Source organism: Amycolatopsis sp. NPDC114504 (genome assembly GCF_055633595.1).
In genome coordinates, this window is the sequence record NZ_JBVKDU010000003.1 from 1,178,191 (window position 1) to 1,203,192 (window position 25,002).

The 25,002-nt window shown below is 71.3% G+C and carries 24 protein-coding genes; 8 read left to right on the top strand and 16 right to left on the bottom strand.

Features of this window, described 5'->3' with window-relative positions:
* Positions 1 to 149: 149 nt before the first annotated feature.
* The 7 genes from ACZ7PG_RS26975 to ACZ7PG_RS27005 all read right to left on the bottom strand — a co-directional run bounded on the left by ACZ7PG_RS26975 (position 150) and on the right by ACZ7PG_RS27005 (position 7,340).
* Complete coding sequence (locus ACZ7PG_RS26975) at positions 150 to 1,775, bottom strand: peptide ABC transporter substrate-binding protein (RefSeq protein ID WP_470241848.1); 1,626 nt, start codon at positions 1,773 to 1,775, stop codon at positions 150 to 152.
* A 298-nt stretch (positions 1,776 to 2,073) separates the two neighbouring features.
* Complete coding sequence (locus ACZ7PG_RS26980; RefSeq protein ID WP_470241849.1) at positions 2,074 to 3,027, bottom strand: Ppx/GppA phosphatase family protein; 954 nt, start codon at positions 3,025 to 3,027, stop codon at positions 2,074 to 2,076.
* A 32-nt stretch (positions 3,028 to 3,059) separates the two neighbouring features.
* On the bottom strand, positions 3,060 to 4,226 hold the full coding sequence (locus ACZ7PG_RS26985) for a lytic transglycosylase domain-containing protein (protein WP_470241850.1): 1,167 nt from the start codon (positions 4,224 to 4,226) through the stop codon (positions 3,060 to 3,062).
* A 152-nt stretch (positions 4,227 to 4,378) separates the two neighbouring features.
* Positions 4,379 to 4,888, bottom strand: coding sequence for a DUF501 domain-containing protein (locus tag ACZ7PG_RS26990; protein ID WP_470241851.1), 510 nt, complete (start codon positions 4,886 to 4,888; stop codon positions 4,379 to 4,381).
* 15 nt (positions 4,889 to 4,903) lie between these two features.
* Entirely contained in the window at positions 4,904 to 5,266 is a 363-nt protein-coding gene (locus tag ACZ7PG_RS26995) for an FtsB family cell division protein (protein ID WP_470242422.1), read from the bottom strand.
* Positions 5,267 to 5,519: 253 nt separating this feature from the next.
* The gene (gene eno / locus ACZ7PG_RS27000; protein ID WP_086682649.1) at positions 5,520 to 6,806 is read right to left on the bottom strand and encodes a phosphopyruvate hydratase; all 1,287 of its coding nucleotides are present in this window, start codon (positions 6,804 to 6,806) and stop codon (positions 5,520 to 5,522) included.
* An 87-nt stretch (positions 6,807 to 6,893) separates the two neighbouring features.
* Positions 6,894 to 7,340 (bottom strand): VOC family protein, encoded by a 447-nt coding sequence (locus ACZ7PG_RS27005; protein ID WP_470241852.1) that lies wholly within the window; start codon positions 7,338 to 7,340, stop codon positions 6,894 to 6,896.
* A 71-nt stretch (positions 7,341 to 7,411) separates the two neighbouring features.
* Here ACZ7PG_RS27005 and ACZ7PG_RS27010 point away from each other — a divergent pair, with 71 nt between their 5' ends.
* Positions 7,412 to 7,816, top strand: a complete 405-nt coding sequence (locus tag ACZ7PG_RS27010; protein ID WP_470242423.1) for a tetratricopeptide repeat protein — start codon at positions 7,412 to 7,414, stop codon at positions 7,814 to 7,816.
* Between the two features lie 220 nt (positions 7,817 to 8,036).
* Here the strand turns inward: ACZ7PG_RS27010 and ACZ7PG_RS27015 are convergent, their stop codons facing one another.
* Positions 8,037 to 8,783 carry a lytic murein transglycosylase gene (locus ACZ7PG_RS27015; RefSeq protein ID WP_470242424.1) on the bottom strand — a complete coding sequence of 249 codons (747 nt, stop codon included), beginning with the start codon at positions 8,781 to 8,783 and terminating at the stop codon, positions 8,037 to 8,039.
* Positions 8,784 to 9,152: 369 nt separating this feature from the next.
* Between ACZ7PG_RS27015 and efeU the strand changes: the two genes are divergently transcribed.
* Genes efeU through ACZ7PG_RS27045 form a run of 6 tightly spaced genes read left to right on the top strand, consistent with a single transcriptional unit; the run spans position 9,153 to position 14,541 of the window.
* Positions 9,153 to 9,998, top strand: a complete 846-nt coding sequence (gene efeU / locus ACZ7PG_RS27020; RefSeq protein ID WP_470241853.1) for an iron uptake transporter permease EfeU — start codon at positions 9,153 to 9,155, stop codon at positions 9,996 to 9,998.
* A complete protein-coding gene (gene efeO / locus ACZ7PG_RS27025; protein ID WP_470241854.1) occupies positions 9,995 to 11,149 on the top strand; it encodes an iron uptake system protein EfeO in 1,155 nt (384 codons plus the stop codon). The genes efeU and efeO overlap by 4 nt, the downstream gene beginning before the upstream one ends.
* The gene (efeB, locus tag ACZ7PG_RS27030) at positions 11,146 to 12,405 is read left to right on the top strand and encodes an iron uptake transporter deferrochelatase/peroxidase subunit (protein WP_470241855.1); all 1,260 of its coding nucleotides are present in this window, start codon (positions 11,146 to 11,148) and stop codon (positions 12,403 to 12,405) included. The genes efeO and efeB overlap by 4 nt, the downstream gene beginning before the upstream one ends.
* 48 nt (positions 12,406 to 12,453) lie before the next feature.
* Positions 12,454 to 13,023 carry a TetR/AcrR family transcriptional regulator gene (locus ACZ7PG_RS27035; RefSeq protein ID WP_470241856.1) on the top strand — a complete coding sequence of 190 codons (570 nt, stop codon included), beginning with the start codon at positions 12,454 to 12,456 and terminating at the stop codon, positions 13,021 to 13,023.
* Positions 13,020 to 14,096, top strand: coding sequence for an SGNH/GDSL hydrolase family protein (locus tag ACZ7PG_RS27040; RefSeq protein ID WP_470242425.1), 1,077 nt, complete (start codon positions 13,020 to 13,022; stop codon positions 14,094 to 14,096). The genes ACZ7PG_RS27035 and ACZ7PG_RS27040 overlap by 4 nt, the downstream gene beginning before the upstream one ends.
* 34 nt (positions 14,097 to 14,130) lie before the next feature.
* Positions 14,131 to 14,541 (top strand): PPOX class F420-dependent oxidoreductase, encoded by a 411-nt coding sequence (locus ACZ7PG_RS27045; RefSeq protein ID WP_470241857.1) that lies wholly within the window; start codon positions 14,131 to 14,133, stop codon positions 14,539 to 14,541.
* Positions 14,542 to 14,771: 230 nt separating this feature from the next.
* On the opposite strand, the gene ACZ7PG_RS27050 is transcribed toward ACZ7PG_RS27045, so the two are convergent.
* Genes ACZ7PG_RS27050 through ACZ7PG_RS27080 form a run of 7 tightly spaced genes read right to left on the bottom strand, consistent with a single transcriptional unit; the run spans position 14,772 to position 20,892 of the window.
* Positions 14,772 to 15,335, bottom strand: coding sequence for a hypothetical protein (locus ACZ7PG_RS27050; RefSeq protein ID WP_470241858.1), 564 nt, complete (start codon positions 15,333 to 15,335; stop codon positions 14,772 to 14,774).
* Positions 15,332 to 16,687, bottom strand: a complete 1,356-nt coding sequence (locus ACZ7PG_RS27055) for a hypothetical protein (protein ID WP_470241859.1) — start codon at positions 16,685 to 16,687, stop codon at positions 15,332 to 15,334. Before ACZ7PG_RS27055 ends, ACZ7PG_RS27050 begins: the two co-directional genes overlap by 4 nt.
* The gene (locus ACZ7PG_RS27060; RefSeq protein ID WP_470241860.1) at positions 16,687 to 17,490 is read right to left on the bottom strand and encodes an ABC transporter ATP-binding protein; all 804 of its coding nucleotides are present in this window, start codon (positions 17,488 to 17,490) and stop codon (positions 16,687 to 16,689) included. Before ACZ7PG_RS27060 ends, ACZ7PG_RS27055 begins: the two co-directional genes overlap by 1 nt.
* 11 nt (positions 17,491 to 17,501) lie before the next feature.
* Positions 17,502 to 18,329 (bottom strand): zf-HC2 domain-containing protein, encoded by an 828-nt coding sequence (locus ACZ7PG_RS27065; protein WP_470241861.1) that lies wholly within the window; start codon positions 18,327 to 18,329, stop codon positions 17,502 to 17,504.
* Positions 18,326 to 18,883: an RNA polymerase sigma factor gene (locus tag ACZ7PG_RS27070; protein ID WP_470241862.1), complete on the bottom strand. Its 558-nt coding sequence runs from the start codon at positions 18,881 to 18,883 to the stop codon at positions 18,326 to 18,328. Before ACZ7PG_RS27070 ends, ACZ7PG_RS27065 begins: the two co-directional genes overlap by 4 nt.
* A 54-nt stretch (positions 18,884 to 18,937) precedes the next feature.
* Positions 18,938 to 19,870, bottom strand: coding sequence for a nucleoside triphosphate pyrophosphohydrolase (locus tag ACZ7PG_RS27075; protein WP_470241863.1), 933 nt, complete (start codon positions 19,868 to 19,870; stop codon positions 18,938 to 18,940).
* A complete protein-coding gene (locus tag ACZ7PG_RS27080; protein ID WP_470241864.1) occupies positions 19,867 to 20,892 on the bottom strand; it encodes a hypothetical protein in 1,026 nt (341 codons plus the stop codon). The genes ACZ7PG_RS27075 and ACZ7PG_RS27080 overlap by 4 nt, the downstream gene beginning before the upstream one ends.
* Positions 20,893 to 20,978: 86 nt before the next feature.
* Here ACZ7PG_RS27080 and ACZ7PG_RS27085 point away from each other — a divergent pair, with 86 nt between their 5' ends.
* Complete coding sequence (locus ACZ7PG_RS27085) at positions 20,979 to 21,386, top strand: hypothetical protein (protein WP_470241865.1); 408 nt, start codon at positions 20,979 to 20,981, stop codon at positions 21,384 to 21,386.
* Positions 21,387 to 21,431: 45 nt separating this feature from the next.
* Here the strand turns inward: ACZ7PG_RS27085 and mfd are convergent, their stop codons facing one another.
* Positions 21,432 to 24,986: a transcription-repair coupling factor gene (gene mfd / locus ACZ7PG_RS27090; RefSeq protein WP_470242426.1), complete on the bottom strand. Its 3,555-nt coding sequence runs from the start codon at positions 24,984 to 24,986 to the stop codon at positions 21,432 to 21,434.
* Positions 24,987 to 25,002: the final 16 nt, after the last annotated feature.

Sequence of the window (25,002 nt, forward strand, 5' to 3'; positions counted from 1 at the left end):
GGGGGAAAAAAAAAACAAGGGGAGGAGAGAAAAAAACGAAAAAAAAAAAGAAGGGGCCAGTCTTTCCCGGGGCACCGAAGGGGGGGGGGGGAGGAACCCCCCCCCCCCCCCCGACGCCGTGGTGGTGGTTGCGGCAGATCAGCGCGGCACTACTTCTTCAGGACCTCGATGGACGGGTAGTCCGGCATGCGCCTGAAGTCCAGGGCCGCCGACTTGAGGTTCTTCGACTTCGCCGCGACGCCCTTCTCGTCCCACGTCGGGATCGACGGGAGGTCCTTGGCGATCAGGTCCTCCGCCTGCTGGTACAGCTTGACCGCGGCGTCCTTGTCGGCCGTGGCGTCCGCCTGCGCGAGGAGCGCGTCGACCTGCGGGTTCGAGTACGACGAGTCGTTCGAGGAGCCGCCGGTCTTGTAGATCGGGTTGAGGAAGTCCTCGATGGACGGGTAGTCCGCCGACCAGTCGGAACGGCCCATGCCGGTCAGCTTCTTGCCGGTGACGATGCTGCGCCACTGGCCGAAGTCGGTGGCCGGCACGAAGTCGCACTCGACGCCGAGGGTGTTCTTGATGCTGTTGCACGCCGCGGTCAGCGGTTCCTTGCGGCCGCCGTCCGCGTTGGACGCGATGGTCAGCTTGCCCTTGAAGCCGGACTTCGCGAAGGCTTCCTTGGCCGCCGCCGGGTCGTACTTGCAGTACTGGCAGACCCCCGAGCGGGCGCCGGTGATGCCTTGGGCGACGTAGCCGTCCAGCGGGACGTAGGTGTCGTTCATGACCGTCTTGGTGATCTGCGCGCGGTCGATCGACATCGAGATGGCCTTGCGCAGCTCGAGGTTGTCGTAGCCGGGCACGTAGTACGGCACGGCGATGGTGCTGACCCCGAGCAGGTGCCCGGTGACCAGGCGGTCACCCAGGTCGGCCTTGTACTTGCCGCCCGCGACCGCCGACGGCGGCAGCGCCTCCATGAAGTCGAGCCGGCCGCTCAGCAGGTCCTGGTAGGCGGTCTCCTGGCTGGAGTAGATCTTGATGTCGAGGTCCTTGAAGTGGACCTTGTCGTCACCCTTGTAGTCGTCGTTGCGGGTGAGCTTGATGTCCTGGTTCGGCGTCCGCGAGACGAACTTCATCGGGCCGTTGCCGATCGGGTGCTGCTCGAAGGCCTTGGGGTCCTTGAAGAACGAGTCCGGCAGCGGCGCGAACGCCTGGTAGCCGACCTTGATGTCGAACACCGAGAACGGCGAGCTGAGCGTCACCTGGAACTCGTAGTCGCCCTTGGCGACCAGGCCCGACATCTTGTCGGTGGTCGGCTTGGCGTTCTCGTCCTCGGGGTGGACGTCCTTGTACCCCTGGATGTTCGAGTAGAAGTCCGTGTTGAGCTGGCCGTTCGGCGCGTAGGCGCCGTAGTTCCAGGCGTCGATGAAGTTGTGCGCCTTCACCTCGGTGCCGTCGTGGAACTTCCAGCCCTGCTTGATCTTGATGTCGTAGACCTTGGAGTCGGTCGTCGTGATCGAGTCGGCCATCAGGTTGAACGGCTTGGCGTCCGCACCCTTGAACCCGACCAGCGTGGCGAACATCGCCTGGACCGCTTTGGTGCCGCCGAGGTCGTTGATGTTGGTCGGGACCAGCGCGTTCTGCGGTTCGGTGCCGTAGACGCTCACCGTGCCGTCCGGGTCCGTCTCGCCGGCACCCGCGGAGCTGCCCGAACCGCCGCCGCAAGCGGCGAGCGCGAGCGCCAGCGAGGTCATCACCACCGTGGGTCCCCAGAGCCTGCGCGAACGACGCATGTCCCCTCCATCTCCGTCTGTCCGAAAGGTGAGACGCACGCTAGCGGGGGCGGTGAAGGTGATCACAGGACTGCGGTGTTGCAAATCAGTGACGACCGTCGGGACCACCTGGTTGGAGCACAACAAAGGTAGGAAACCGGGTACTCCGGACGGCCTAGCGCGGACAGGTGGTCATCACGCGCTCACGTTCGGTTCGCGTTCGATTCCCGTTGTGCCACAAGCCCTTTCGGATGTCCGAAAGGGCCGGTGGGGAGGTTGTCAAGAGGCCTTTGTGGCCGGAACCGGACCTCCCGGTCCGTCAGGCGAGCGAGAGGGCGATGCCGTCCAGGATGTCGTGCTCGCTGACCACCAGCTCGGTCGGGCCGCCGCGGGCCGCGAGCTGCTCGGCGAGGGTCTGGACCACCACCGCGCCGCCGCCGATCACGTCGACGCGGCCCGGGTGGATCACCGGGTTCGCCGCCCGGGTGGCGTGGTTTTCGGCCAGCAGCTTCGTCGCGAGCCGGTCGATGTCCGCGGGGCCGAGCTTCGACAGGTGGACGCGGTCGCTGTCGTACTCCGGCAGCCCGAGCGCGATCGCCGAAAGCGTCGTGACCGTGCCGGCGACGCCCACCCACGTACGAGCGCGTGCCACGTCGACGACGTCGAACGCGTCGGTGAGGACCTTGCCGGCCAGGTCGCGGGCGGCGGCGATCTCGCCGGCGGTCGGCGGGTCGCTCTTCAGCGCGCGCTCGGTGATCCGGACGCAGCCGATGTCGACGGACTTCGCCGCGGTCACCTCGGCCTTCCTGCCGTCCCAGGTGCCGAGGACGAGCTCGGTCGAGCCGCCGCCGACGTCGGCCACGACGAACGGGCCGTCGTCCGGGTCCTGCTCCCCGACCGCGCCGGTGAAGGACAGGCGGGCTTCCTCGTCGCCGCTGATCACCTCGGCCTCGACGCCGAGGGTCTCGCGCGTCATGCGGAAGAAGTCGTCGCGGTTCTTCGCGTCGCGGGTGGCGGAGGTGGCGACCATCCGCACCTTCTCGACGCCTTTGCGCCGGGCGGCGGCGGTGTAGTCGGCGAGCGCGGCCCGGGTGCGTTCGAGGGCCTCGGGAGCCAGCTCGCCGGTGGCGTCGACGCCCTGGCCGAGCCGGACGATCCGCATCTCGCGGTGCAGGTCGCGCAGGTCGACCGTGCCGTCGTGGCGGGGCGTCAGCTCGGCGACGAGCAGGCGGATGGAGTTGGTCCCACAGTCGATCGCGGCAACACGAGGCATGCGATCACCCTAACCGGCGGCACCCCGCCGACTCAGCTCGACGGCCCCGTGGTGATCGTGGTCGGGGTGGTCGTCGTGGTGACCGAGGTGACCGTCTCCCCGCACGTCGGTGTCGTCGGCGGCGGAGGCGGCGTCGTGGTCGGCTGGCCGGTCGTCGTCTCCGGTGTCGTCGACGGCGGCGGGGTCGTCGTCGTGGTCACGCTCGTGACCGTCGTCGTGGTGGTCGTCGTGGTCGGCGGCGCGCACGACGGTTCCTCGGACGTCGGCGGCTGCGACGTCGTCGGCGGGCCGGCCGGCGTCGTCGTCGGGACCGGGGGCGGCGGGATCGCCGGGACGGGCGGGCCGGCCGCCGCGTTCGGGGCGCCGATCGGGACCGTGCTGTCCGGCACCTGCATGATCCCGTTGCGGTAGGCCTCGGCCCACAGGACCACGGTGTTCACGTACGTGTCGGAGTTGTTGTAGCGGTAGATCGCGCCGCGCAGCTGGTCCGGGTTGGAAAGGTCGAAGCCGCCGGAGCAGAGGTAGCGGCCGGTGGCCAGGGCCGCGTCGAAGATGTTGTTGGGGTCGGACTTGCCGTCGCCGTTGCCGTCGGAGGCGTAGGCGCGCCAGGTCGCCGGGATGAACTGGGTCGGGCCGACCGCGCGGTCCCACACCGGGTCCGTGTCGAGCTCGCCGTGGTCGGTGTCGGGGATCGCGGCGAACGCGCCCTGGCCGTTGAGCTCCGGACCGAGGATCGGCTCGCGGGTGGTGCCGTTCGCGTCGACGTAGCCGCCGCGCGCGTGGTTGGACTCGATCCGGCCGATGCTGGCGATCAGGGCCCAGTCGATGTGGCACGCGGCCTGCTCGCGGCCGAGGATGTCGGCGGCGTTCTTGTACGCGGCGAGCGCGGTGGCGGGGATGCCGAGGGGGCCGTCGGGGAGTTCGTACGCCGGGAGCGGCAGCGGGGTGGGCGCGCCGGGGAGGGTGCCGTCGACGGCGATCTGCTGGATGGCGGAGTGGCCGGGGTCGTAGCCCTGGCCGAGCGCGGCGTCGCGGGTGTGGTCACCGCTGCCGCCCAGCCAGCCGAGCGTGACGACGCCGGCGAGCAACGCCGGGACCACCGCGAAGATGCCGGTGATCAGGGGGTACGCCGTGCGGTGGCGGATCCCGAATCTTCGGGTGTGGCTCCCGACTGCGTCAGGCAGTCGCCGCACGCGCATAGCTCGAAGCCCTCCTGGCCGGATCGGTCACCCACCCTCGGGTGACAGCCTGCCGTACCCGGGGCGCGGTTTCACCCCTTCGGGAGTCTGGATCTCGCCGGACGGGGGTTTTCGCTCACCCAGCCCAGTTATCTGTTTACGCGGCGCGAGCGTTACTCGGCACAGTCTCCCGTGGGCCACCCGTTCGCCTTAAGCAGCTCCAGCGTCTCGTCACCGAACGGATTCACGCCGGGACCGACCGCGAGCGAGTGCGCGACGTGCACGTGCAGGCACTTGACGCGCCCGGGCATGCCGCCGGCGGTGACCTGGTGGCCGAGCGGCTCGATCGCGTCACGCTCGGCGAGGTAGGTCTCGTGGGTGCGCTGGTAGTGCGCGGCCAGGTCGGGATCGGTGGTGAGCCGCTCGGTCATCTCCTTCATGATCCCGGACGCCTCGATGGTGCCGATCATGGAGTTCAGCTTGGGGCAGGTCAGGTAGTAGAGCGTCGGGAACGGCGTGCCGTTCTCCAGCCGCGGACTGGTCTGCACCACGGACGGGTGCCCGCTCGGGCACCGCGCGGCCACGGCCCGCAGCGCCCGCGGCGGCCGTCCGAGCTGCTCCGCGATGATCTCGCGGTCGGCGTCGGTGACGGGCTCGAACCGGTGCTGCTGCGTGCTGTTCACGCGCACCAGGTTAGTTCAGCCGCCCGAGACCTGGTTCCAGAGGTTCTCGTACCAGGAGCCGTCCGGGATCTGCTGCTGTCCCTGCTGCGGTGCCGCGTCCGGGGCCTTGTCCTCGGGCAGCTGGACGATGTACGGCGTCTCGCCCGGCTTGACGTACCGCAGCCGGCGCCGGGCCTCGGCCTCGATCTGCGCCGGGTCGCTCAGCTCCGCCTTGCGGCCCTGGAGCTGGGCGACCGTCTGCTGCAGCTGGGCCTGCTGCGCCTGCTGGTCGCGGATCTCGGTGCGCTGGGCGAGGTACGTGCGCAGGGGCACGGCGATGGTGAACGCCAGCGCGCACACCACGATCGCCACCACCGCCGCGCGGCGGGTGGTGGACATGCCGAGCACCTTCGCCGCACCGGACGCGCGCTTCGCCGCCAGGCTCCGGCGCAGCCGGGCCCGGGTGGTGTCCGCGTCGCCGGTGCGGCGCCGCGCGGCCGCCGTGCCGTCCGTGGGCCGGGGCGGCCGGGAGCCCTGGTTTCCCGCGCGCGCCGCTTCGGGGCGGCGGGCCGGCGCGGGCCGGTTGGCCCGCGTGGCTCCGCCGCCGCCTCGGCGGTTGCGCGTCGTCCTCCCCCGGTCGGCCATTCCCGGCTCAGCCCTCGGCGCTGAACCGCGGGAAGGCCAGCTCGCCGGCGTAGCGGGCGGCGTCACCGAGGGTCTCCTCGATGCGCAGCAGCTGGTTGTACTTCGCGATCCGCTCGCCGCGGGCCGGGGCGCCGGTCTTGATCTGGCCGACGCCGGTGGCGACCGCGAGGTCCGCGATGAACGTGTCCTCGGTCTCGCCGGAGCGGTGGCTCATCATCGACTTGTAGCCGAAGGACGTCGCCAGCGAGATCGCGTCGAGCGTCTCCGACAGGGTGCCGATCTGGTTGACCTTCACCAGCAGCGCGTTGGCGGCGCGGCGGGTGATGCCCTCCTCGAGCCGGTCCGGGTTGGTGACGAACAGGTCGTCGCCGACGATCTGGACCTTCTCGCCGATGTCGGCGGTCAGGGTGACCCAGCCGTCCCAGTCGTCCTCGCTCAGCGGGTCCTCGATGGAGACCATCGGGTAGTCACGGATCAGCTCGGCGTAGTACGCCGACATCTGCTCCGCGCTCTTCTTGCTGCCTTCGAAGGTGTACGCGCCGTCGGCGAAGAACTCCGTCGCGGCGACGTCCAGCGCGAGCGCGACGTCGCGGCCCGGGGTGTAGCCGGCCTTCTCGATGGCCTGCAGGATCAGGTCGAGCGCCTCGCGGTTGTTCGCCAGGTTCGGCGCGAAGCCGCCTTCGTCGCCCAGGCCGGTCGAGAGGCCGCGGCCCTTCAGCACCGACTTCAGCGAGTGGTAGACCTCGGCGCCCCAGCGCAGGGCCTCGCGGAAGGTCTCCGCGCCGATCGGCGCGATCATGAACTCCTGGACGTCGACGTTGCTGTCCGCGTGCGAACCACCGTTGAGGATGTTCAGCATCGGCACGGGCAGCACGTGCGCGTTCGGCCCGCCCAGGTAGCGGAACAGCTCCAGCTCGGCCGACTCGGCGGCAGCCTTCGCGACGGCCAGCGAGACGCCGAGGATGGCGTTCGCGCCGAGGCGGGACTTCGCCGGCGTGCCGTCGAGGTCGACCAGCTTCTGGTCGACGATCCGCTGGTCGACAGCTTCGATGCCGACCATCTCCGGGCCGATCTCGTCGAGCACCGCGGCGACCGCGCGCTCGACGCCCTTGCCGTTGTAGCGGCCGGTGTCGCCGTCACGGAGCTCGACCGCTTCGTGTTCGCCGGTGGACGCACCCGACGGGACCGCGGCCCGCGCGAGCGTGCCGTCGTCGAGAGCCACCTCCACCTCGACGGTCGGGTTGCCACGCGAGTCCAGAATCTCGCGCGCGCCTACCTGCTCGATGAGAGCCACGCCATGCTCCTCGGTGCGTCGTGCCTGCGGTAACGCGCCCAGCCTAGCCGTCGTGGCAGTTCACCCGTTGGAGGCACGGCCGGTCACTCACCCGTCGGCGCGGATCGCCTGCCACCCCGGCGGCAGCTCCACGGTCTCGGACGTCTGCTGCCAGAAGGTCCAGCTGTTGCCGCCGAGGTCGGCGACGGTGAACACTCGCGCGCCGTAAGGCTGGTCCTGCGGCGGGTCGAGCTCGCCCTCGTCGCCGAGCGCCACCTCGACCCGCCGGTAGACGTCGTCGACGTCGTCGACGTAGAGGATGTTGAGCTGGCCGACCGGCCCGTCGACGCCCTTGGCCTGGAAGTAGTCGGGCCCGACGCCGGCGAGCTGGATCCGCGCGTCGCCCGCGCGCAGCGTCGCCTGGAAGACCTCGCCGGCCCCGTCGCAGAACCGGACCTCCTCGGTGAACCCGAAGACCCTGGTCAGCCAGGCGAGCGCCGCCGTGGCGTCGGAGTAGTACAGGTAGGGCGCCAGGCCCCGGTACGGGCTGCTCATGGCGGGACAGTCCATCACGTCCCGTTCGGAGGCGTGTGCAAGCCCCTCCCACGAGGTAACGTGGGATGACCATGACGGACGCCGCAGCTGCTCCGCAGCCTCCCGAAGAGTCGCGGTTCCATGCCTTCCGCCAGGCCGAAGATCTCGTCGCCCGGCGCCGTCCGCTGGACGCGCTGAAGGCGCTGCAGCCGTTGCTGGAGTCCGAGACGGACAAGCCGTCGGTCCACCTCCTGGCCGGGCGCGCGTACTTCCACTCCGCCCAGCTGCGACGCGCCGAGCAGGCGTTCACCCGGGTGCTGGAGCTGGACCCGACCGACCACTACGCCCGGTTCATCCTCGGCCGGACCCTGCAGCGCCTCGGCCGGTTCGTCGAGGCGCTGGCCCAGATGCGGATGGCGTCGGCGATGAACCCGGTGCCGGAGTACCTCGAAGCGATCAGCGAGGTCAAGGCGCGCATCGCGCTGCGCGAATCCTGACCGCCAGGGCCGAACGGCCCGCCTGACATCGGACTTTCGGCCGATCCGGCCGGGCCCCTCGGCCGATCCGCCGCACCCCCTCCCCGGGCGAAGCTGGTTCCAGACCGAATCAGGGAGGAACCGGAAATGTCGATCTTCGCCACGCTGGGTGCTTACGCCGGCTTGCTGCTGCTGGTGCTCATGGCCGTCACGCCGCTGTTCGCCGACCGGGAGCTCTGACTCACGGCGCGACGCTCGCCTCCGCGTAGGCGTCCGCCGCGCTGAAGACGTCCTGGCCGTACGGGACACCCGAGTTGTAGAAGAGGATCGCGCGCCACCAGCCCGCCGGGGTGCCCAGGTCGTCACCGCCCGAACACAGGTAGCGCGCCGCCGTGAAGGCCGCGTCGTCCACGTTCTGCGGGTCCGGCGCGCCGCCGTCGCCGTTGGCCCGCTCCTGGTACTTCTTCCACGTCGACGGCAGGAACTGCAGCGGGCCGATCGCGTGGTCCCACGACTTGTCGCCGTCGAGCTTGCCGCCGTCGGTGTCGTGCACCGCCGGGACGCCGGGCGAGCCGTCCAGCGGCGGGCCGACCACCGGCTTCGCGACGCGGCCGTTCGCGCCGACCGCCGAGAGGTCGAAGTCCCCGCGGCCGGCCTCGACCCGGCCGATGCCCGCCAGCGTCGCCCACGACAGGTGGCACGTCGGCTTCTGCCGCTGCATCCACATCTCCGCCCGGCCGTACGCGGAAAGCACGCGCGCCGGGAGGTGCGTCTTGTCCGCCACGCGCGTCGCCCACGCGTCCAGCTCGGCCTGGTCGGACACCGCCGGCCGGTCGACCGGGGCGGCGAGCCCGGCCCGCGGCGACTCGGCACCGGGCTGCGGGCGCTGCTCGGGGATGGCCAGCGCCGGCTGGACCGGCGGCGGCGCGGCGGGCTCGTCCGGGTTCCGGACACCGATGGTGACGACGAGGACCACGCCGGTGAGCACCAGCCCCAGCGCGAGGGCGATCCGGCCGACGTACCGCCTGGGCGGGCCGCCCGGAGGCGACGACGGAGGCGTGACGGTCGGCTGAGCGGTATCGGCCACCCGATCAGGTTACGGAGCCACTCAAGGGGGTCGCCCGGAAGCCTGACCAGGCAAGCGGATGGTTAAAACAAGCCCACTGCCAGCGACGTCACAGAATTCGTTATCGAGTCGACGCGCAAGGCCCTGACCTGCGGTTACCCTAACCTAACTTCACGACCGCGTCCTGTTTGTCCGGTTGCATCGTTTCGATCGGTCGTACGCTCGCTGGACTTACAGGTGAGCCTTACCTAAAAACTTCCTGGACCCAGAAGAAACTCAGGAGGCGGACCGGTGTTGTTCTCGAGCGCGCTGATCGGGCTGCGTGAAGGCCTGGAAGCCGCACTGGTCGTCAGCATCCTGGTGGCATTCCTGGTCAAGACCGACCGGCGCCACGCGCTGCGCTGGGTGTGGCCGGGCGTCGGCGCGGCCGTGCTGCTGTCGGTCGCCGTCGGCGCGGTCCTCACCTTCACGACCGCCCAGCTGTCCTTCGAGCACCAGGAGCTGCTCGGCGGCAGCCTGTCGATCGTCGCGGTCGTGTTCGTGACGGCGATGATCTTCTGGATGCGCAAGGCGTCCAAGAGCATCGCCGCCGAACTGCGCGGGAAGATGGACGACGCGCTGGACGTCGGCCCGGCGGCCGTGCTGCTGCTGTCGTTCCTCGCCGTCGGGCGCGAAGGCCTCGAGACCGCGGTGTTCTTCTACTCGACCGTCCAGGCCGCGCAGTCGAGCACCGTGCAGCCGCTGATCGGCTTCGCCATCGGCATCGTGGCCGCGGTGCTCCTGGCCTGGCTGCTCTACAGGGGCGCGGTGCGGTTCAACCTGTCCAAGTTCTTCACGATCACCGGCGTGCTGCTGGTGTTCGTCGCCGCGGGCGTGCTCGGCTACGGCCTGCACGACCTGCAGGAGGCCGCCTTCCTTCCGGGCATCACCACCCTCGCGTTCGACGCTTCGAACACGCTGCCCGAGACGTCCTGGTACGGCGCCCTGCTCAAGGGCATCTTCAACTACTCGCAGCAGACGACCGTGCTGCAGGCCGTCGCGTGGGTCGCCTACGTCGTCATCGTGCTGCCTCTTTTCCTCAAGCCCAGCAAGAAGACCGCGCCGGCGCCCGCCGCCGCGGCCGCCCCGAAGGAGTGACCGTGCGCAAGTCCCCCAGAACCCCGCTGGCCGTGGTGGCCGGCGCCGCCGTGTTGGTGACGCTGGCCGCGTGCGACAGCCAGGGCAGCACCGGGAACGACACCGCAGCGGCCGGTGGCCCGGTCAAGGTCGAGGCGTCCGACACCGCGTGCACGGTCTCGGTCAACACCGCCGCGGCGGGCAACGTGACCTTCGAGATCACCAACAAGGGCACCAAGGTCACCGAGTTCTACCTCTACGCCGAGGGCGACCGGATCGTCGGCGAGGTCGAGAACATCGCGCCCGGGCTCAACCGGCGCCTGATCGTCGAGGCCTCCGACGCCGGCAAGTACCAGACGGCGTGCAAGCCGGGCATGGCCGGCAACGGCATCCGCGGCGACTTCACCATCACCGGTGGCGCGCCGAAGCAGAGCGACGCCAGCGCGCAGAAGGCCCAGGCCACCAAGAGCTACGCCGACTACGTCGCGAACAACACGACCGCGCTGGAGGAGGAGACGGGCAAGTTCGTCGACCTCGTCAAGGCCGGCAAGGTCGACGAGGCGAAGGCCGCGTACGCGCGCACCCGCATCTACTACGAGCGCATCGAGCCGGTCGCCGAGAAGTTCGGTGACCTGGACCCGGCCATCGACGTCCGCGAGGCCGACCTCGAGCCGGGTCAGCAGTTCACCGGCTTCCACCGGCTCGAGAAGGACCTCTTCGTCTCCGGACTGCAGGCCGACAGCTCGCAGATCGCGGACAAGCTGCTGACCGACGTCAAGGACCTCGTCGCGAAGTCGAAGACGCTGCAGCTGACCGCGCTCGACCTGGCCAACGGCGCGAAGGGCCTGCTCGACGAGGTCGCCACCGGCAAGATCACCGGCGAGGAAGAGACCTTCTCGCACACCGACCTGTGGGACTTCCAGGCCAACGTGGACGGTTCGAAGGGCGCGATCGCCTCGCTGCGGCCGCTGCTGCAGGAGCGCGACGCCGCCCTCGTGTCCACTTTGGACAAGGAGTTCGCGAACGTACAGGGCCTGCTGGACAAGACGCGCGTCGGTGACGGCTACAAGCTCTACAACCAGCTGTCCCAGGATGACATCAAGGCGTTCGCCTCGGCCGTCGACGCGCTGGCCGAGCCGCTGAGCAAGGTCGCGGAGGTCGTGTCCAAGTGAGTGAAAACGGCACCCGCGTCTCCCGCCGGAAGCTCTTCGGACTGGCGGGCGCGGGTGTCGCGCTCGCCGGAGCCGGCGCCGCGGCGGGCATCGGGATCGACAAGGCGACCGGCGGCAACCCGGCCGAAGCGGCGGTGAACACCGTCGACTTCGACGGCGAGCACCAGGCCGGGATCGTCACGCCGGCGCAGGCGAACCTGCACTTCGCGGCGTTGGACGTCACGACGAAGGACCGCGAGAAGCTGCGGCAGCTGCTGAAGACGTGGACCGACGCGGCCCGCCGGATGACGGCGGGCCAGGAGGTCGTGGCGAACGGCGCGGTCGGCGGCGGCGAGTTCGCCCCGCCCGGCGACACCGGCGAGGCGCTCGACCTGCCCGCGTCGCACCTGACGCTGACGATCGGCTTCGGGCCTTCGCTGTTCGACGGCCGCTTCGGCCTCGCGGGCAAGCGGCCGCCGCAGCTGATCGACCTGCCGCTGTTCCCGAAGGACAAGCTCGACCCGGCCCGCGGCGGCGGCGACCTGTGCATCCAGGCCTGCGCGGACGACCCGCAGGTGGCGGTGCACGCGGTCCGCAACCTGGTCCGGCTCGGCTTCGGCGTCACCGAGGTCCGCTGGTCGCAGCTCGGCTTCGGCCGCAGCTCGTCCACGTCGCGCACGCAGCAGACGCCCCGGAACCTGTTCGGGTTCAAGGACGGCACGAACAACATCAAGTCCGAGGACACCGACTTCCTGCGCGACCAGGTGTGGGCCACGCCCGCCGACGGCCAGGCGTGGATGGCCGGCGGCAGCTACCTGGTGGCGCGCCGGATCCGGATGCACATCGAGACGTGGGACCGCGAAACCCTGGACGGCCAGCAGCAGATCGTCGGCCGCACGAAGGGCACCGGCGCCCCGCTGGGCCAGACCGCGGAGTTCGACGAGCTCGACCTCGACGTCGGCGGCGCGGGCGGCGAGAAGGTGATCGCCGAGGACGCGCACGTCCGGCTGGCCTCGCACCAGGCGCTGAACGGCGTGCGGATCCTGCGGCGCGGCTACAACTTCGTCGACGGTTCCGACGGCGTCGGGCACCTCGAAGCGGGCCTGTTCTTCCTGGCGTTCAACCGGGACACGCGGAAGCAGTACGTGCCGATGCAGCAGGCGCTGTCGTCGAAGGACGCGATGATGGAGTACGTCCAGCACACGGGTTCGGCGCACTTCGCCGTGCCGCCGGGCGTCTCGAAGACCGGCTACTGGGGCGAAGGGCTGTTTGCCTAATACCTTTAGGCTGATCTACACTCTCTTTAGGCAAAGGGAGGTGTAGTGATGGTTCGTGCCGGATTGACCACGGAACGCGTGGTGCTCGCCGGGGCGGAGCTCGCCGACGAGATCGGCTTCGACGCGGTCACGCCGTCGGAGCTGGCGCGGCGGTTCGACGTCAAGGTCGCGAGCCTGTATTCGCACGTCAAGAACGCGCACGACCTGCGGACGAGGATCGCGCTGCTCGCGCTGGAGGAGCTCGCCGACCGGGCCGCCGCCGCGCTGGCCGGGCGCGCCGGGCGGGAAGCGCTGGTCGCGTTCGCCGGCGTCTACCGGGACTACGCCCGCGAGCACCCCGGCCGGTTCGCCGCGGCGCAGCTGCGGCTCGACCCGGAGACCGCGGCGGCGAGCGCGGGCGTGCGGCACGCGCTGCTGATGCGCGCGATCCTGCGCGGCTACGACGTGACCGGGCCGGACCAGACGCACGCCGTCCGGCTGCTCGGCAGCTTCTTCCGCGGGTTCGTCGCCCTCGAAGCCGACGGCGGCTTCGACCACAGCTCGCCCACGTCCGCGGACAGCTGGACCCGCCTCCTCGACGTCCTCGATTCCCTTCTCCGCGATTGGCCACGACCGTGATCACCACCCCGCTGACCGCCGGCCTCGTGCGCGGCGCGCTCGAGCTCGAACCCACTCCCCGCGGCCTGGTGCCGCACCGGCTGCCGGCCCGCGCGCGGGCGCAGAACACCGACGAGCGGCTCGCGATGGCCGAGGCGCAGCCCGCCGGCGTCCGCCTGCGGTTCCGCACGACGGCCACCGTCATCGAGCTGGAGACGGTGCCGACGAAGGTGGAGTATCCGGGCGCGCCACCGCGTCCGGACGGCGTGTACGACCTGCTCGTCGACGGCAAGCTCGCCGCACAGGCGACCGCGCCCGGCGGCGTGCGGTTCCCCGGCCTGCCCGGGCACCTCAAGGACGTCGAGATCTGGTTGCCGCACAACGAACTCACGGCACTGGTCGCGCTGCGGACGGACGCTCCGGTCGTCCCCGCTCCTTTTGCGGACCGGGTGTGGCTGCACCACGGCAGTTCGATCAGCCAGGGCTCGAACGCGCCCAGTCCCTCGGCGACGTGGACCGCGCTGGCCGCGGTTTCGGCCGGGGTCGAGCTGATCAACCTGGGCTTCAGCGGCAACGCGCTGCTGGACCCGTTCACCGCCCGCGCGCTGCGGGACACCCCGGCCGACGTGGTCAGCGTCAAGCTCGGCATCAACGTCGTCAACGCCGACCTGATGCGGCTGCGCGCGTTCGGCCCGGCGGTGCACGGGTTCCTGGACACGATCCGCGAGGGTCATCCGTCGGCGCCGCTGCTGGTCGTCTCGCCGTTGTACTGCCCGATCCACGAGCGGACGCCGGGTCCGGGCGACTTCGACCACGCGGCGCTGGCCGCCGGAAAGGTGCGCTTCCGGGCCACCGGCGACCCGGCCGAGGTCGCGGCGGGGAAGCTGACGCTGGAGGTGATCCGCGACTCGCTGGCGAAGATCGTCGCGCAACGTTCGGACCCGGCATTGCACTACCTGGACGGGCTTTCGCTGTACGGGCCGGCGGAAAACGCCGAGTTCCCGCTGCCGGACGAGCTGCACCCGGACGGCGCGGCACACCGGGTGATCGCGTCGCGCTTCACGGAGCTCGCCTTCGGCGGCCCGTTCGCTTGACTTCAACCTCCCTTGAAGTTGAATGCTTCGGGGCATGTTCACCGAAGCAGAGCTCGCCTACCTCGACGCGCAACCCCTCGGCCGGCTCGCCACCCGGCAGCCGAACGGAACCCTGCAGGTCAACCCGGTCGGCTTCCGGTACAACCCGGACGAGAAGACGATCGACGTCACCGGCCACAACCTGCGCGGCAGCAAGAAGTTCCGCAACCTGGCCGCCGACGACCACGTCGCGTTCGTCGTCGACGACCTGCCGTCCACGGACCCGTGGCGGGTCCGCTGCCTGGAGGTCCGCGGCCGCGCGGAGGCGCTGACGGAGGTGAACCTCCCGGACAACCACTTCGACGACGCCGTGATCCGGATCCACCCGTCGCGGATCCTGGCGTTCGGAGTGGAGGAGTGGGACCGGGAGCCGCTGGAGCTGGAGACGAACATCCGCAACGTCTGAGGCGTCGGCCGCCACGGGACCTGGGGGTTCCCGTGGCGGCCGTCACCGCGTGTGCAACGGGGCATCACACGTGATCAGGCGGGCATCACACGTGATTGGCCGGGCATCTCGTGTGATTGGGCGGGCATCACACGCCGGGCGAGTGATGCCCCTCCAGTCACGCGTGATGCCCCTCCAGTCACGCGTGATGCCTCTTCAGTCACGTGTGATGCCTGGCCGGGCACGTGTTGTCAGCGGCGGCCGCCGCGGGCCGTGTAAACCGCTGTGCCCGCGGCGGCCAGGACCAGCGCCGTCCAGGTTGCCGCCGGGGTCTCGGGCGGCTGGAGCATCCAGGCCACTATGTGGCTCGTCGTCGAGCCGTCGTCCTGGACGAAGGGCGTTATGGCCGCCCACAGCAGCGGGAGCGTCCAGCCGAACTGGCCACCCGCGATCGCTGCCGCCAGGCCGGCCAGGCCCAGTAACCCCGCCGCGTCGCGCAGGATGATCGACAAGTCGACAGTTTCCGTGCCCAGCTCCTGGACCACCAGTACCGCGCCCCCGGCCGCCAGGCCGATCAGGGCCAGGTGCGCGAAGCGGCGGAGCGGCCACGGCAGCGCCGCCGTGCGGTCGAGGTCCGGGTCCTGGCCGCTCAGGCCGATCGCCGCCACCGCGATCCCCGACGTCAACGTCAACATCACCGGCAGCGGTGACCACGAGTCGCGCGCCAGGAACCACAGTCCGGCCGTTGCCAGCAGCAACGCCGTGAACGCCGCCGGGACCTGCCGCGACCGCGCGTACAGCGTCGCCCACCTCATCGCGACGCTCCCGGCACCAGCGTGTCGAGCGGGTCACCCTGGCAGGTCAGCAGCACCTGGCGCACCGCGACCACCCGGGCGCGCTGGACCTCCGCCGGCAGAGCGTGGAACGTCGCCCACGCCCGGTCGAGCTGCTCGGGTTCGCGGAGGATCCACCGCCCGCCGAACTCGGGCAACGGCTTCAGCTCGCCGGTGAAGTACGCCGCCGCGATCATCCGGGCGGCCAGGTCGGCCAGGCCGCCGCCGTACGGGTGGACGCACGACGGCACTCCGGCGCCGGACAGCACCGCGAGCCGCAGGTCGGCCGCGTCCGCCGTGAGCAGGGCGTCGTTGAGCTGGAAGTTCAGGTAGACGACGCCGGGGTCGCGGACGGGCGGGTCGAGCACGGGGGTCGGCCCGACCTGCTCCTCGACCCGCGTCGGCGCGCCGGGGAGCTTCGCCAGCATCGCCAGCGCCTCCCGCCCCGGGCCGGCCAGCGCGGCCAGCCTGTCTTCGTGCGCCCGGCTGACGCAGATCGGCCCGTCGCAGAGCTTCTGCGCGGCGATGCTGTCCGGGGCCAGGAGCCCGCCCGCGGAGGCCGGGAACACCGGCAACGCGATCGCGGCCCCGGCCACCACCGGCAGCAGGCCCAGCAGCCGGGCCCGCACGGAGTTCGACGCCAGCAGCAGCAACCCCGTCACGGCGAGCCCGGTGAACCACACCACCTGCCCGAAGTCCACCGACGACGCCGTCGTCACCAGCGCACCCCGAGGCTGCCCGAGCGTCGGCGCCAGCAGCCCGAGCCGGCTGTAGGACAACGAGAGGCCCGATTCCTGCGACGCCCAGGCGAGCATCGACACCACCAACGTCAGCACGGCCAGCGCGGGCGCGGTCAGCGGGTGCGGCAGCAACCGCCCGGCCGCCAGCCCCACCCAGCTCCCCGCCACGACGGCGAGCACCGCGACGAAGACGACCGGCACGAAGCTCACCGACACGAACCCGCCGTGGCCGAGCACCTCCACCAGGCCGACGCCGAACACCAGCAGGAACCCGAGCGTGCTCAACGCCCCCACCGCGCCGGCCAGCCGGATCGCCCGGTGCCAGCCCGGCCGGGACGTCGTGGACAGCAGCTCGACCATCCCGGAACGGCTGTCGCGCATGCCCTGGATCGCCCCGGCCCCGACGGCGATCGGCCACAGGAACACCAGCAGGAACCGCAGCCACAGCGCGGTGGTCGTCGTGTTCCCCGTCCACGGCGCGGGCACCTTCCACCACGGCCCGGACAGCAGGAACAGGAAGCCGAGCGCCACCACGAGCAGTGCCAGCCCGGCCCAGGGCGCGATCGAGCGCCGCAGTTCGGTGCGCAGGATCATCACCAGGCCCCCTTGCCCGGCTCGTGGTTCAGCAGCGCCGAGTAGCCGCGCTCGATCGGGCTGTCGCCCACGTGCGCCTCGGTGCCGGCTGCGGCCAGCTCGCCCGGCGTGCCCTGGAACACCAGCTTGCCCTCGGCGAACAGGACGACGTCGGAGCACGCCGTGCCCACGTCCTCGACCAGGTGGGTCGAGATCAGCACGCACGAGTCCTGGCCGAGCTCCTGCACGAGCTCCCGGAACCGCACGCGCTGCGCCGGGTCGAGCCCGGCGGTCGGCTCGTCCAGCAGCAGGATGTCCGGGTCGTTGACGATCGCCTGCGCGATCCCGACCCGCCGGACCATGCCGCCCGACAGCGTCTTCATCCGGTCGTCCGCGCGGTCGGCGAGCCCCACCCGCTCGATCGCGCGCTGCACCGCACCCGGAATGTCCTCTTTGGACACTTCCTTGAGCCACGCGATGTACTCGACGAACTCCCGGGCGGTGAACCGCTTGTAGAACCCGAAGTTCTGCGGCAGGTAGCCGATCCGCCGGCGCAGGCCGCGCTGCCCGGTGTGTCCCCCGGCCTGTTCGCCGAGCAGCGACAGGCTCCCCGACGCCGGCCGGAGCACCGTCGCCAGCGCCCGGATCAGCGTCGTCTTGCCCGCGCCGTTGGGCCCGAGCAGGCCGTGCACCCCCTTGCCGAGCGACAGGTCCAGCCCGTCCACGGCCATCTTCCGGCGCCCTACCCGCACCTTCAGCCCCTCGGCCCGGATCTCCCAGGCGTAGGCCGTCGGCGCGACCTCGGCGGCTCCCACAGCACGCATGTTCTTCCTCCCTAGTCGCGCGCGTCCAGCCGGGTGAACGCGCCCTTGTGCAGGGCGACGACCACCGACGTCAGCGCGAAGATCCCCGCCCACACCGGCAGCGCGCCGGTGCTGAGCGCAAACGTTTGCCCGCTCGCCACCACGGTGGGCAGCACCAGTACGGCGACCCACACCGCGACGAGCGTCAGCGCCGCCCGGGTGACGCCGATCAGGCCACCCAGCGCGAGCGTCCCCGTGGTGAAGGCCAGGCTCGGCAGCAGCCAGAGCGCCAGTGCCGTGCCGGTCAGCCAGCCGGCGACCCCGAGCACCGGCAGGACGACGACGAGCACGGCCAGCGTCCGCCGTGCGATGAGGTACAGCCCGGCCCGCGGCGTCGCGACGACGACTTCGTACGCCGGATCCAGCCCCCGCACCCACGACGCGGCGACGCCGAGCACCGGCAGCACCGGCGCGAAGAGCTGCACCGCCGTCACGTCCAGCGCGGACCGCCAGACCTGGTCGAACGCCACCGCGAGCAGCGTGACCCCCACGATCATCCCCAGCCACGGCAGCATCACCGGCGTGACCCACGTGTCGAGCCACCGCCGCCGGCTGCGGTACCGGACCTTGACCGGGCGCCGCACGGGCGCGCCGTGGAAAGGCGCGTCCGGCAGCAGGATTTCGGCACCGAGCCGGCTCCAGACGACGTCCACCACCGGCTGGACGGGCGCCACCTCGGCGAGCCGCGCCCGGCACGCCCGGCACGTCTCCAGGTGCGCTTCGAGACCCCACAGCCGGTCGGCCGGGAGGCCGTAGCCCGCCACGTACTCGGCGATGAGATCGTCCGACGCGTGGGTCATGACAGGGCCTCCTTCATCGCGAACCGCGCCCGGCGCGCGCGGGTCTTGACGGTTCCTTCCGGCAGCCCGAGCAGGACGGCGGTCTCCCGGACGGTCAGCCCGTCGAGCACCATCGCCTGCAGCACCGCCCGCAGCTCGGGGGCGAGTTCGCGCAGCGCGTCACCGACGTCGTCCCCGATCGTCGCCGCCAGTGCCACGTCCTCCGCCGCCGGCACGGGCGCGACGTCGAGCGCCACCTCCGCCGGCAGCTCGGCGTGGTGCGCGCGGCGCCGGAACGCGTCGACCAGCCGGCGCGCCGCGATCGTCCACAGCCAGCCGACCGCGGTGCCGCCGGTCGAGGCCCCCGCGAACGAGGCCGCCGCACGCCACACGGCCAGGTACGTCTCCTGCATGACCTCGGCGACGACCTGCTCGTCGGCGCACCGGCGGCGCAGGCGCACGGCGAGCCAGGGCGACGTGCGGCGGTAGAGCTCCTCGAACGCCGCGCGGTCGCCCTTGGCCGTGCGCTTGACGAGGTGCTCCTCGTCGGCGTCCTCCAGTGGCGGTTTCCTCACACCAGGCAAGACGCCGGATGATCCGAAACGGTTCTCACCCGATTGTGTGCTGCGTCACACTGAGGGCGACGGCCAGAACTTCCGCCAGCCGTCCGCCTCCAGGGTCGTCGGCTCCAGCCCGGCGTCCCGCGCGGCCTGCTCGGCGGCCCGGATGTCGTTCGCGAACTGCTTCGCCTGCGCCCGCAGCTCACCCTCGGGGTCGACGCCCGCGCGCCGCGCCGTCGCCGCGATGCGGAACAGCTGAGCGGCCGCGGCGGTGCCGGCCGGGAAGAGGTCGAGCGGGATGCCCGCGCGCCCGGAGCGCTGGCCGAGCTTGCCGGCCAGCGCCACCGCGGGCTGGCCGAGCGCGACACCGTCCACAATGGACCTGCGCTGCTTCTCCTGCTGCTTCAGCTCTTCCCACTTGAGGTTCTGGTGCTCGACGGTGTGCACCGAGTCCGCACCGGCGAAGACGTTCGGGTGCCGTCCGACCAGCTTCGCGACCAGGTCCGCGGCGACTTCGTCGATGCCGAACGGGTCGGCGGCGTCCTCCGCCGCGACGCGCGCGTGGAACAGCACCTGGAGCAGGACGTCGCCGAGCTCCTCGCGCAGCGCCTCGCGGTCACCCGACTCGATGGCGTCGAGCAGCTCGTAGGTCTCTTCGACCAGGTACTGCCGGAGCGAATCGTGCGTCTGGGCCGCGTCCCACGGGCAGCCGCCCGGCGAGCGGAGCCGGTCCATCACCTCGGCGGCCTCGACCAGCGGCGGTGCCGGTGCCTCGATGACCTCGGCGCCGGTCGCGATGAGCAGCGACGCCGCGGGCTCGTCGCGGGACCCGGCGACCAGCACGACGTCCTTCAGCGAAGGCGCCTCGGTGATGGCCGGGATGCCGAACGCGCTCGCGTCGACGTCCGTGGCCGCGTACACCGCGGTGGCGTCACGCAGGACCTTCAGCGCCGCGGCGGGCAGCGTCGCCCCGCGGACGACTACGACGACGCCGGTGCTCACTGCTGAGTACGGCCGGGACCCCCGACGGGCAGCACGAGGCCCGGGGCGGCGTCCAGGTTCGGCACGACGTCCATGGTGACGACGTCCCACACGCCGTACCGCGGGTTGACGCGCAGGCCGCTCTCCTCGACGTAGGGCTGGAGGAGGCGGGTGCCGATGACGGTCAGCTGGTCGTCCGTCGGCTTCTGCGGCGCCTCGTCGGCGGGCACCACCTGGTCGGTACCGCGGGTCCGGACGACGAAGACGTACCAGTCGGGCTTGGCCGGCATCCGCGGCTGGAACGCGATGACGCTGTTCGCCGGGGAGCCGAACAGCACGGTCTCGGCCAGGGCCGGGTACTGGGCGGCGCCGAAGAGCGAGGTGAGGCCGGCGTCGGAGAACCCGTTGGGGCCGGGCTGGCCGGTCTGCTGGGCCTGCTGGAGCTCCTGGCCCGCCGCCTGCACCGCGGCCTGGACCTTCGACGGGTCGGCGGCGAACTGCTTCGCGACGTCGAACGCCCGCGCCCGGGTCTCGGGGTCGTTCGCGGCGGCGGCGGTGAAGCCGACGTAGTCCGCGCTGACCGCGAGCTTCGGCAGGAACTTGGCGGCGAGCTGGCGCTCGAAGTAGGTGTCGGAGGCGCGCTCGCCGCGATCGCGCACGTTCGCGGCGATCTGCGCGACGGCGAGCGGGTCGCCCTGCCCGGTGTCGGTGACGGGCGCACCCGGCAGCGACGCGGCGATCTGCGCGATCTTCGCCTGGTCCGCGACGAGGTTTTCCTTCTTCGCGGCGTAGGTGATGAGCTCGTGCAGCGCCGCCTGCCGGACGATCTCGCGGCCCAGCAGGACGACCTTGTTCTCGCGGGCGAGCTTCTGCGCGTACGGCTGGTCGCGGACGGCCTGGTCGATCATCGACTGCACCCGGTCGATGCCGAACGACTGGTCGCCGAGGATCGTGGCCGCACCGACCTGGCTGGGACCCGAGCCGCACCCGGCGAGCAGAAGTGCACCGGCAACGACCGCGACCAGCGCGCGAGGGCGCCCCATGATCCGCATCACAGCGCATACCCTCTCACACCATCGCACCCGAAACGCAACACCCGTGCGGTGTCGCCGGGCGTAACCTTCACGACATGGACCACTGGCTGACCATCGAGGTCTTCGATGGCGAGTCCACGGCTTCCTTGTGGCGACTCGCCCGCGGTGACGCACTCACCGAAGCAGCTCTGACGAACGGCGCGGAACAGTGGGTGTGGCACGAACACCGCTGGGGCGTGGTGCTGGAGATCGAGTTCAAGTCGGAGGAAAGCCGCGACGCCTTCCGCGCGCTTCCGGTCGTCACGGCGGCATTGGACGCCGTCCCGGATCCGGCGCGGGGGTTGCTCGTGTACCCGGGACGCGGTGGCGGCGCGGGTTCGCGCATGCCGCGGAAACCCCGGCCGTTGCCGATGGCGAGCGCCGGAGCGGTTCCGGTGCCCGTGGAGTCGGTGAAGATGGGGTTGGCGGAGGCTTCGCCGCCGATGTTCAGCGAAGTCTGCTGACGCGGAAACCCCGGCGCCACAACGAGAAGTGACGCCGGGTGGCCGCTACACCGCCGCGGGCTTCTTGGTGAGCTGAGTCAGCAGCTTCGTGCACCAGTCCAGCAGCTCTTCGTCGCGCAGGGTCGGCGCGCCGATCCGGCCGCCCGCCGGGCCTTCGGTCGGCTTCGGGACGGACACGGTGTTCGTCACCGCCTTGAACATCGCCTTGGGGTACAAGCGCTTCAGCCGGACCATCTGCGAATCCTGCAACGGCAGCGGTGCGAAGCGGATCGTGCTGCCCTGGACCGCCACCTCCGTCACGCCCGCCTCGCGGCACGTGTGCCGGAACCGCGCCACCGACAGCAACCGGTTGACCGGCGCCGGCGGCTGGCCGTAGCGGTCGATCAGCTCTTCGCGGACCGCGTCGAGGCCCTCGGTGTCCGGCGCCGCCGCGATCTTGCGGTACGCCTCCAGCCGCAGCCGCTCCCCCGGCACGTAGTCGTGCGGGATGTGGGCGTCGATCGGGAGGTCGACGCGGACGTCGGCCATCTCCTCGTCCTCCGCCGGCTCCGCGCCCGCGTGCCGCCGGAACGCGTCGACCGCTTCGCCGACCAACCGCACGTACAGGTCGAACCCGACACCCGCGATGTGCCCGGACTGCTCCGCCCCGAGGATGTTGCCCGCGCCGCGGATCTCCAGGTCCTTCATCGCGACCGCCATGCCCGCGCCCAGCTCGGTGTTCTGGGCGATCGTGGCGAGCCGGTCGTGCGCGGTCTCGGTCAGCGGCGCCTCCGGCGGGTACAGGAAGTACGCGTACCCGCGCTCGCGGCCACGGCCGACCCGGCCGCGCAGCTGGTGCAGCTGGGCCAGCCCGAGCAGGTCACCGCGCTCGACGAGCAGCGTGTTCGCGTTCGAGATGTCCAGCCCGGTCTCGACGATCGTGGTGCACACCAGGACGTCGTACTCGTTTTCCCAGAAGCCCTGGATGATCTTTTCGAGCTTGTCCTCGTTCATCTGCCCGTGCGCGGTGACGACGCGGGCCTCCGGCACCAGCTCCCGGATGTGCCGCGCGGCCTTCTCGATCGAGGAGACGCGGTTGTGGACGTAGAACACCTGGCCGTCGCGCAGCAGCTCACGGCGGATCGCCGCGCCGACCTGCTTGTCGTCGTACGAGCCGACGTACGTCAGGATCGGGTGCCGGTCCTCGGGCGGGGTGAGGATCGTCGACATCTCGCGGATGCCGGCCAGCGACATCTCCAGGGTCCTCGGGATCGGGGTCGCGGACATCGTCAGCACGTCGACGTGCGTGCGCAGCGCCTTGATGTGTTCCTTGTGCTCGACACCGAAGCGCTGCTCCTCGTCGACGATCACGAGGCCGAGGTCCTTGTAGCGGATGCCCGTCTGCAGCAGGCGGTGCGTGCCGATCACGATGTCGACCTCGCCGGCGGCGAGCTGTTCCAGGATGAGGTCCGACTCGGTCTTGTTCGTGAACCGGGACAGGCCCTTGATCGTCACGGGGAACGAGCGCATGCGCTCGTGGAACGTGTTCAGGTGCTGCTGCGCGAGCAGGGTCGTCGGGACGAGCACGGCGACCTGCTTGCCGTCCTGCACCGCCTTGAACGCCGCGCGCACGGCGATCTCCGTCTTGCCGTAGCCGACGTCGCCGCAGATGACGCGGTCCATTGGGACGCCGCGTTCCATGTCGGCCTTGACCTCGTCGATCGCGGCGAGCTGGTCGTTGGTTTCGGTGAACGGGAAGGCGTCCTCCAGCTCGCCCTGCCACGGCGTGTCCGGGCCGAACGCGTGCCCGGGCGCGGCCTGGCGCGCGGCGTAGAGCTGGACCAGCTCGGCGGCGATCTCCTTGACCGCCTTCTTGGCCCGGGCCTTGGTGTTCTTCCAGTCGGAGCCGCCGAGCTTGTTCAGCGTGGGCAGCTCGCCGCCGACGTACTTGGACACCTCGTCGAGCTGGTCGGTCGGCACGAACAGCCGGTCGCCCGGGTGCCCCCGCTTGGACGACCCGTACTCCAGCAGCAGGTACTCGCGGGTCGCGCCGGCGACCGTGCGCTGCACCATCTCGACGAACCGGCCGATGCCGTGCTGCTCGTGCACGACGTAGTCGCCGTTCTTGAGCGCCAGCGGGTCCACCGCGTTGCGCCGCCGGGACGGCATCTTGGTGGTGAGGTCCTTTGTGGACGTTCCGGCGCCGGACCCGCGGCCGGTCAGGTCGGCCTCGGTGAGCACGACCAGGGCGCGCTCCGGCGAGACGAAGCCGTCCGTCAGGCCGCCGCAGGTGACCGTGACCAGGCCCGCCGCGGGCACCCCGGTGAGACCGTCACCGGCCTGCGTCGCCGGGACGTCCGCGCCCGAGAGCTGCTCGACCGCGCGCGCCGCGGTGCCCTGGCCGGCGACGACGAGCACCGCCGTGCCGCCCGCCGCCGTGTGGGCGCGCAGGTCCGTCATCGCGCGCTCGAGCTCGCCGCGGTAGGCGGGCGCGGCCTCGATCGAGACGCGGTAGACGTCCGGGTCTTCGCTGGTCAGCTGGGTGAGCGTCCACCACGAGCGCTTGGTGTCCTGGGCGTGCGACGCGATCTCGTCGAGCCCGCGGTAGGCGGACGCGCCGAGGTCGATCGGGGCCTGCCCGCCCGCCGCGGCCGTCGTCCAGGACGCTTCGAGGAACTCCTGGCCGGTGCGGACGAGGTCGGCGGCCCGGGCGCGGATCTTCTCGGGGTCGGTGAGCAGGACGTGCGTGCCGATCGGCATCGCGTCGGTGAGCAGCTCCAGCTCGCCTTCGCAGAGCACCGGGATGAGGGCCTCCATGCCCTCGACCGGGATACCGTCGGCGAGCTTCGTGAGCATCTCGGCCAGGTGCGCGTCCGCTTCGTACGTCTTCGCCAGCTCCGCGGCCTTCTCCTTGACCGGCGGCGTGAGCAGCAGCTCGCGGCACGGCGGCGCGGTGACGCGCGGGATCTCGCCGGGCAGCGACCGCTGGTCGGAGACGGCGAACGCGCGGATCTCGCTGACCTCGTCGCCCCAGAACTCGACGCGGACGGGGTGCTGCGCGGTCGGCCCGAACAGGTCGAGGATGCCGCCGCGGACGGCGAACTCGCCGCGCTTCTCGACCATGTCGACGCGGGAGTAGGCCAGCTCGACGAGCCGTTCGAGCAGCTCCTCGAACGGCTCTTCCTCGCCGACGACCAGGTCGATCGGCTTGAGCGAGCCGAGGCCGGGTGCCATCGGCTGGATGAGGCTGCGGACGGTCGCGACGACGACGCGCAGGGTGTCGTCCCCGGTCTTCAGCCGGTGCAGGACCTCCAGCCGGCGGCCGACGGTGTCGGCGCGCGGGGAGAGCCGCTCGTGCGGGAGGGTCTCCCAGGAGGGGAAGTCGACGACCCGGTGCTCGCCGATGAGCGCTTTGAGCGACGCGGTCAGCTCGTCGGCCTCGCGGCCGGTGGCGGTGACGGCGAGGACGGGCTTCGCGGCGCCCTCGTCGGCGGCGAGGGCGGCGGCGACGAGCTGCCGGGCGGCGATCGGGCCTTGCAGCTCGAGCAGCGGCGCACCGGCGCGCTCGACCACGCCGCGCAGGGCCGGGTCGGGAAGGATGGCGGTGAGGAGTCCGGACAATGGAGCGTTTGTCACC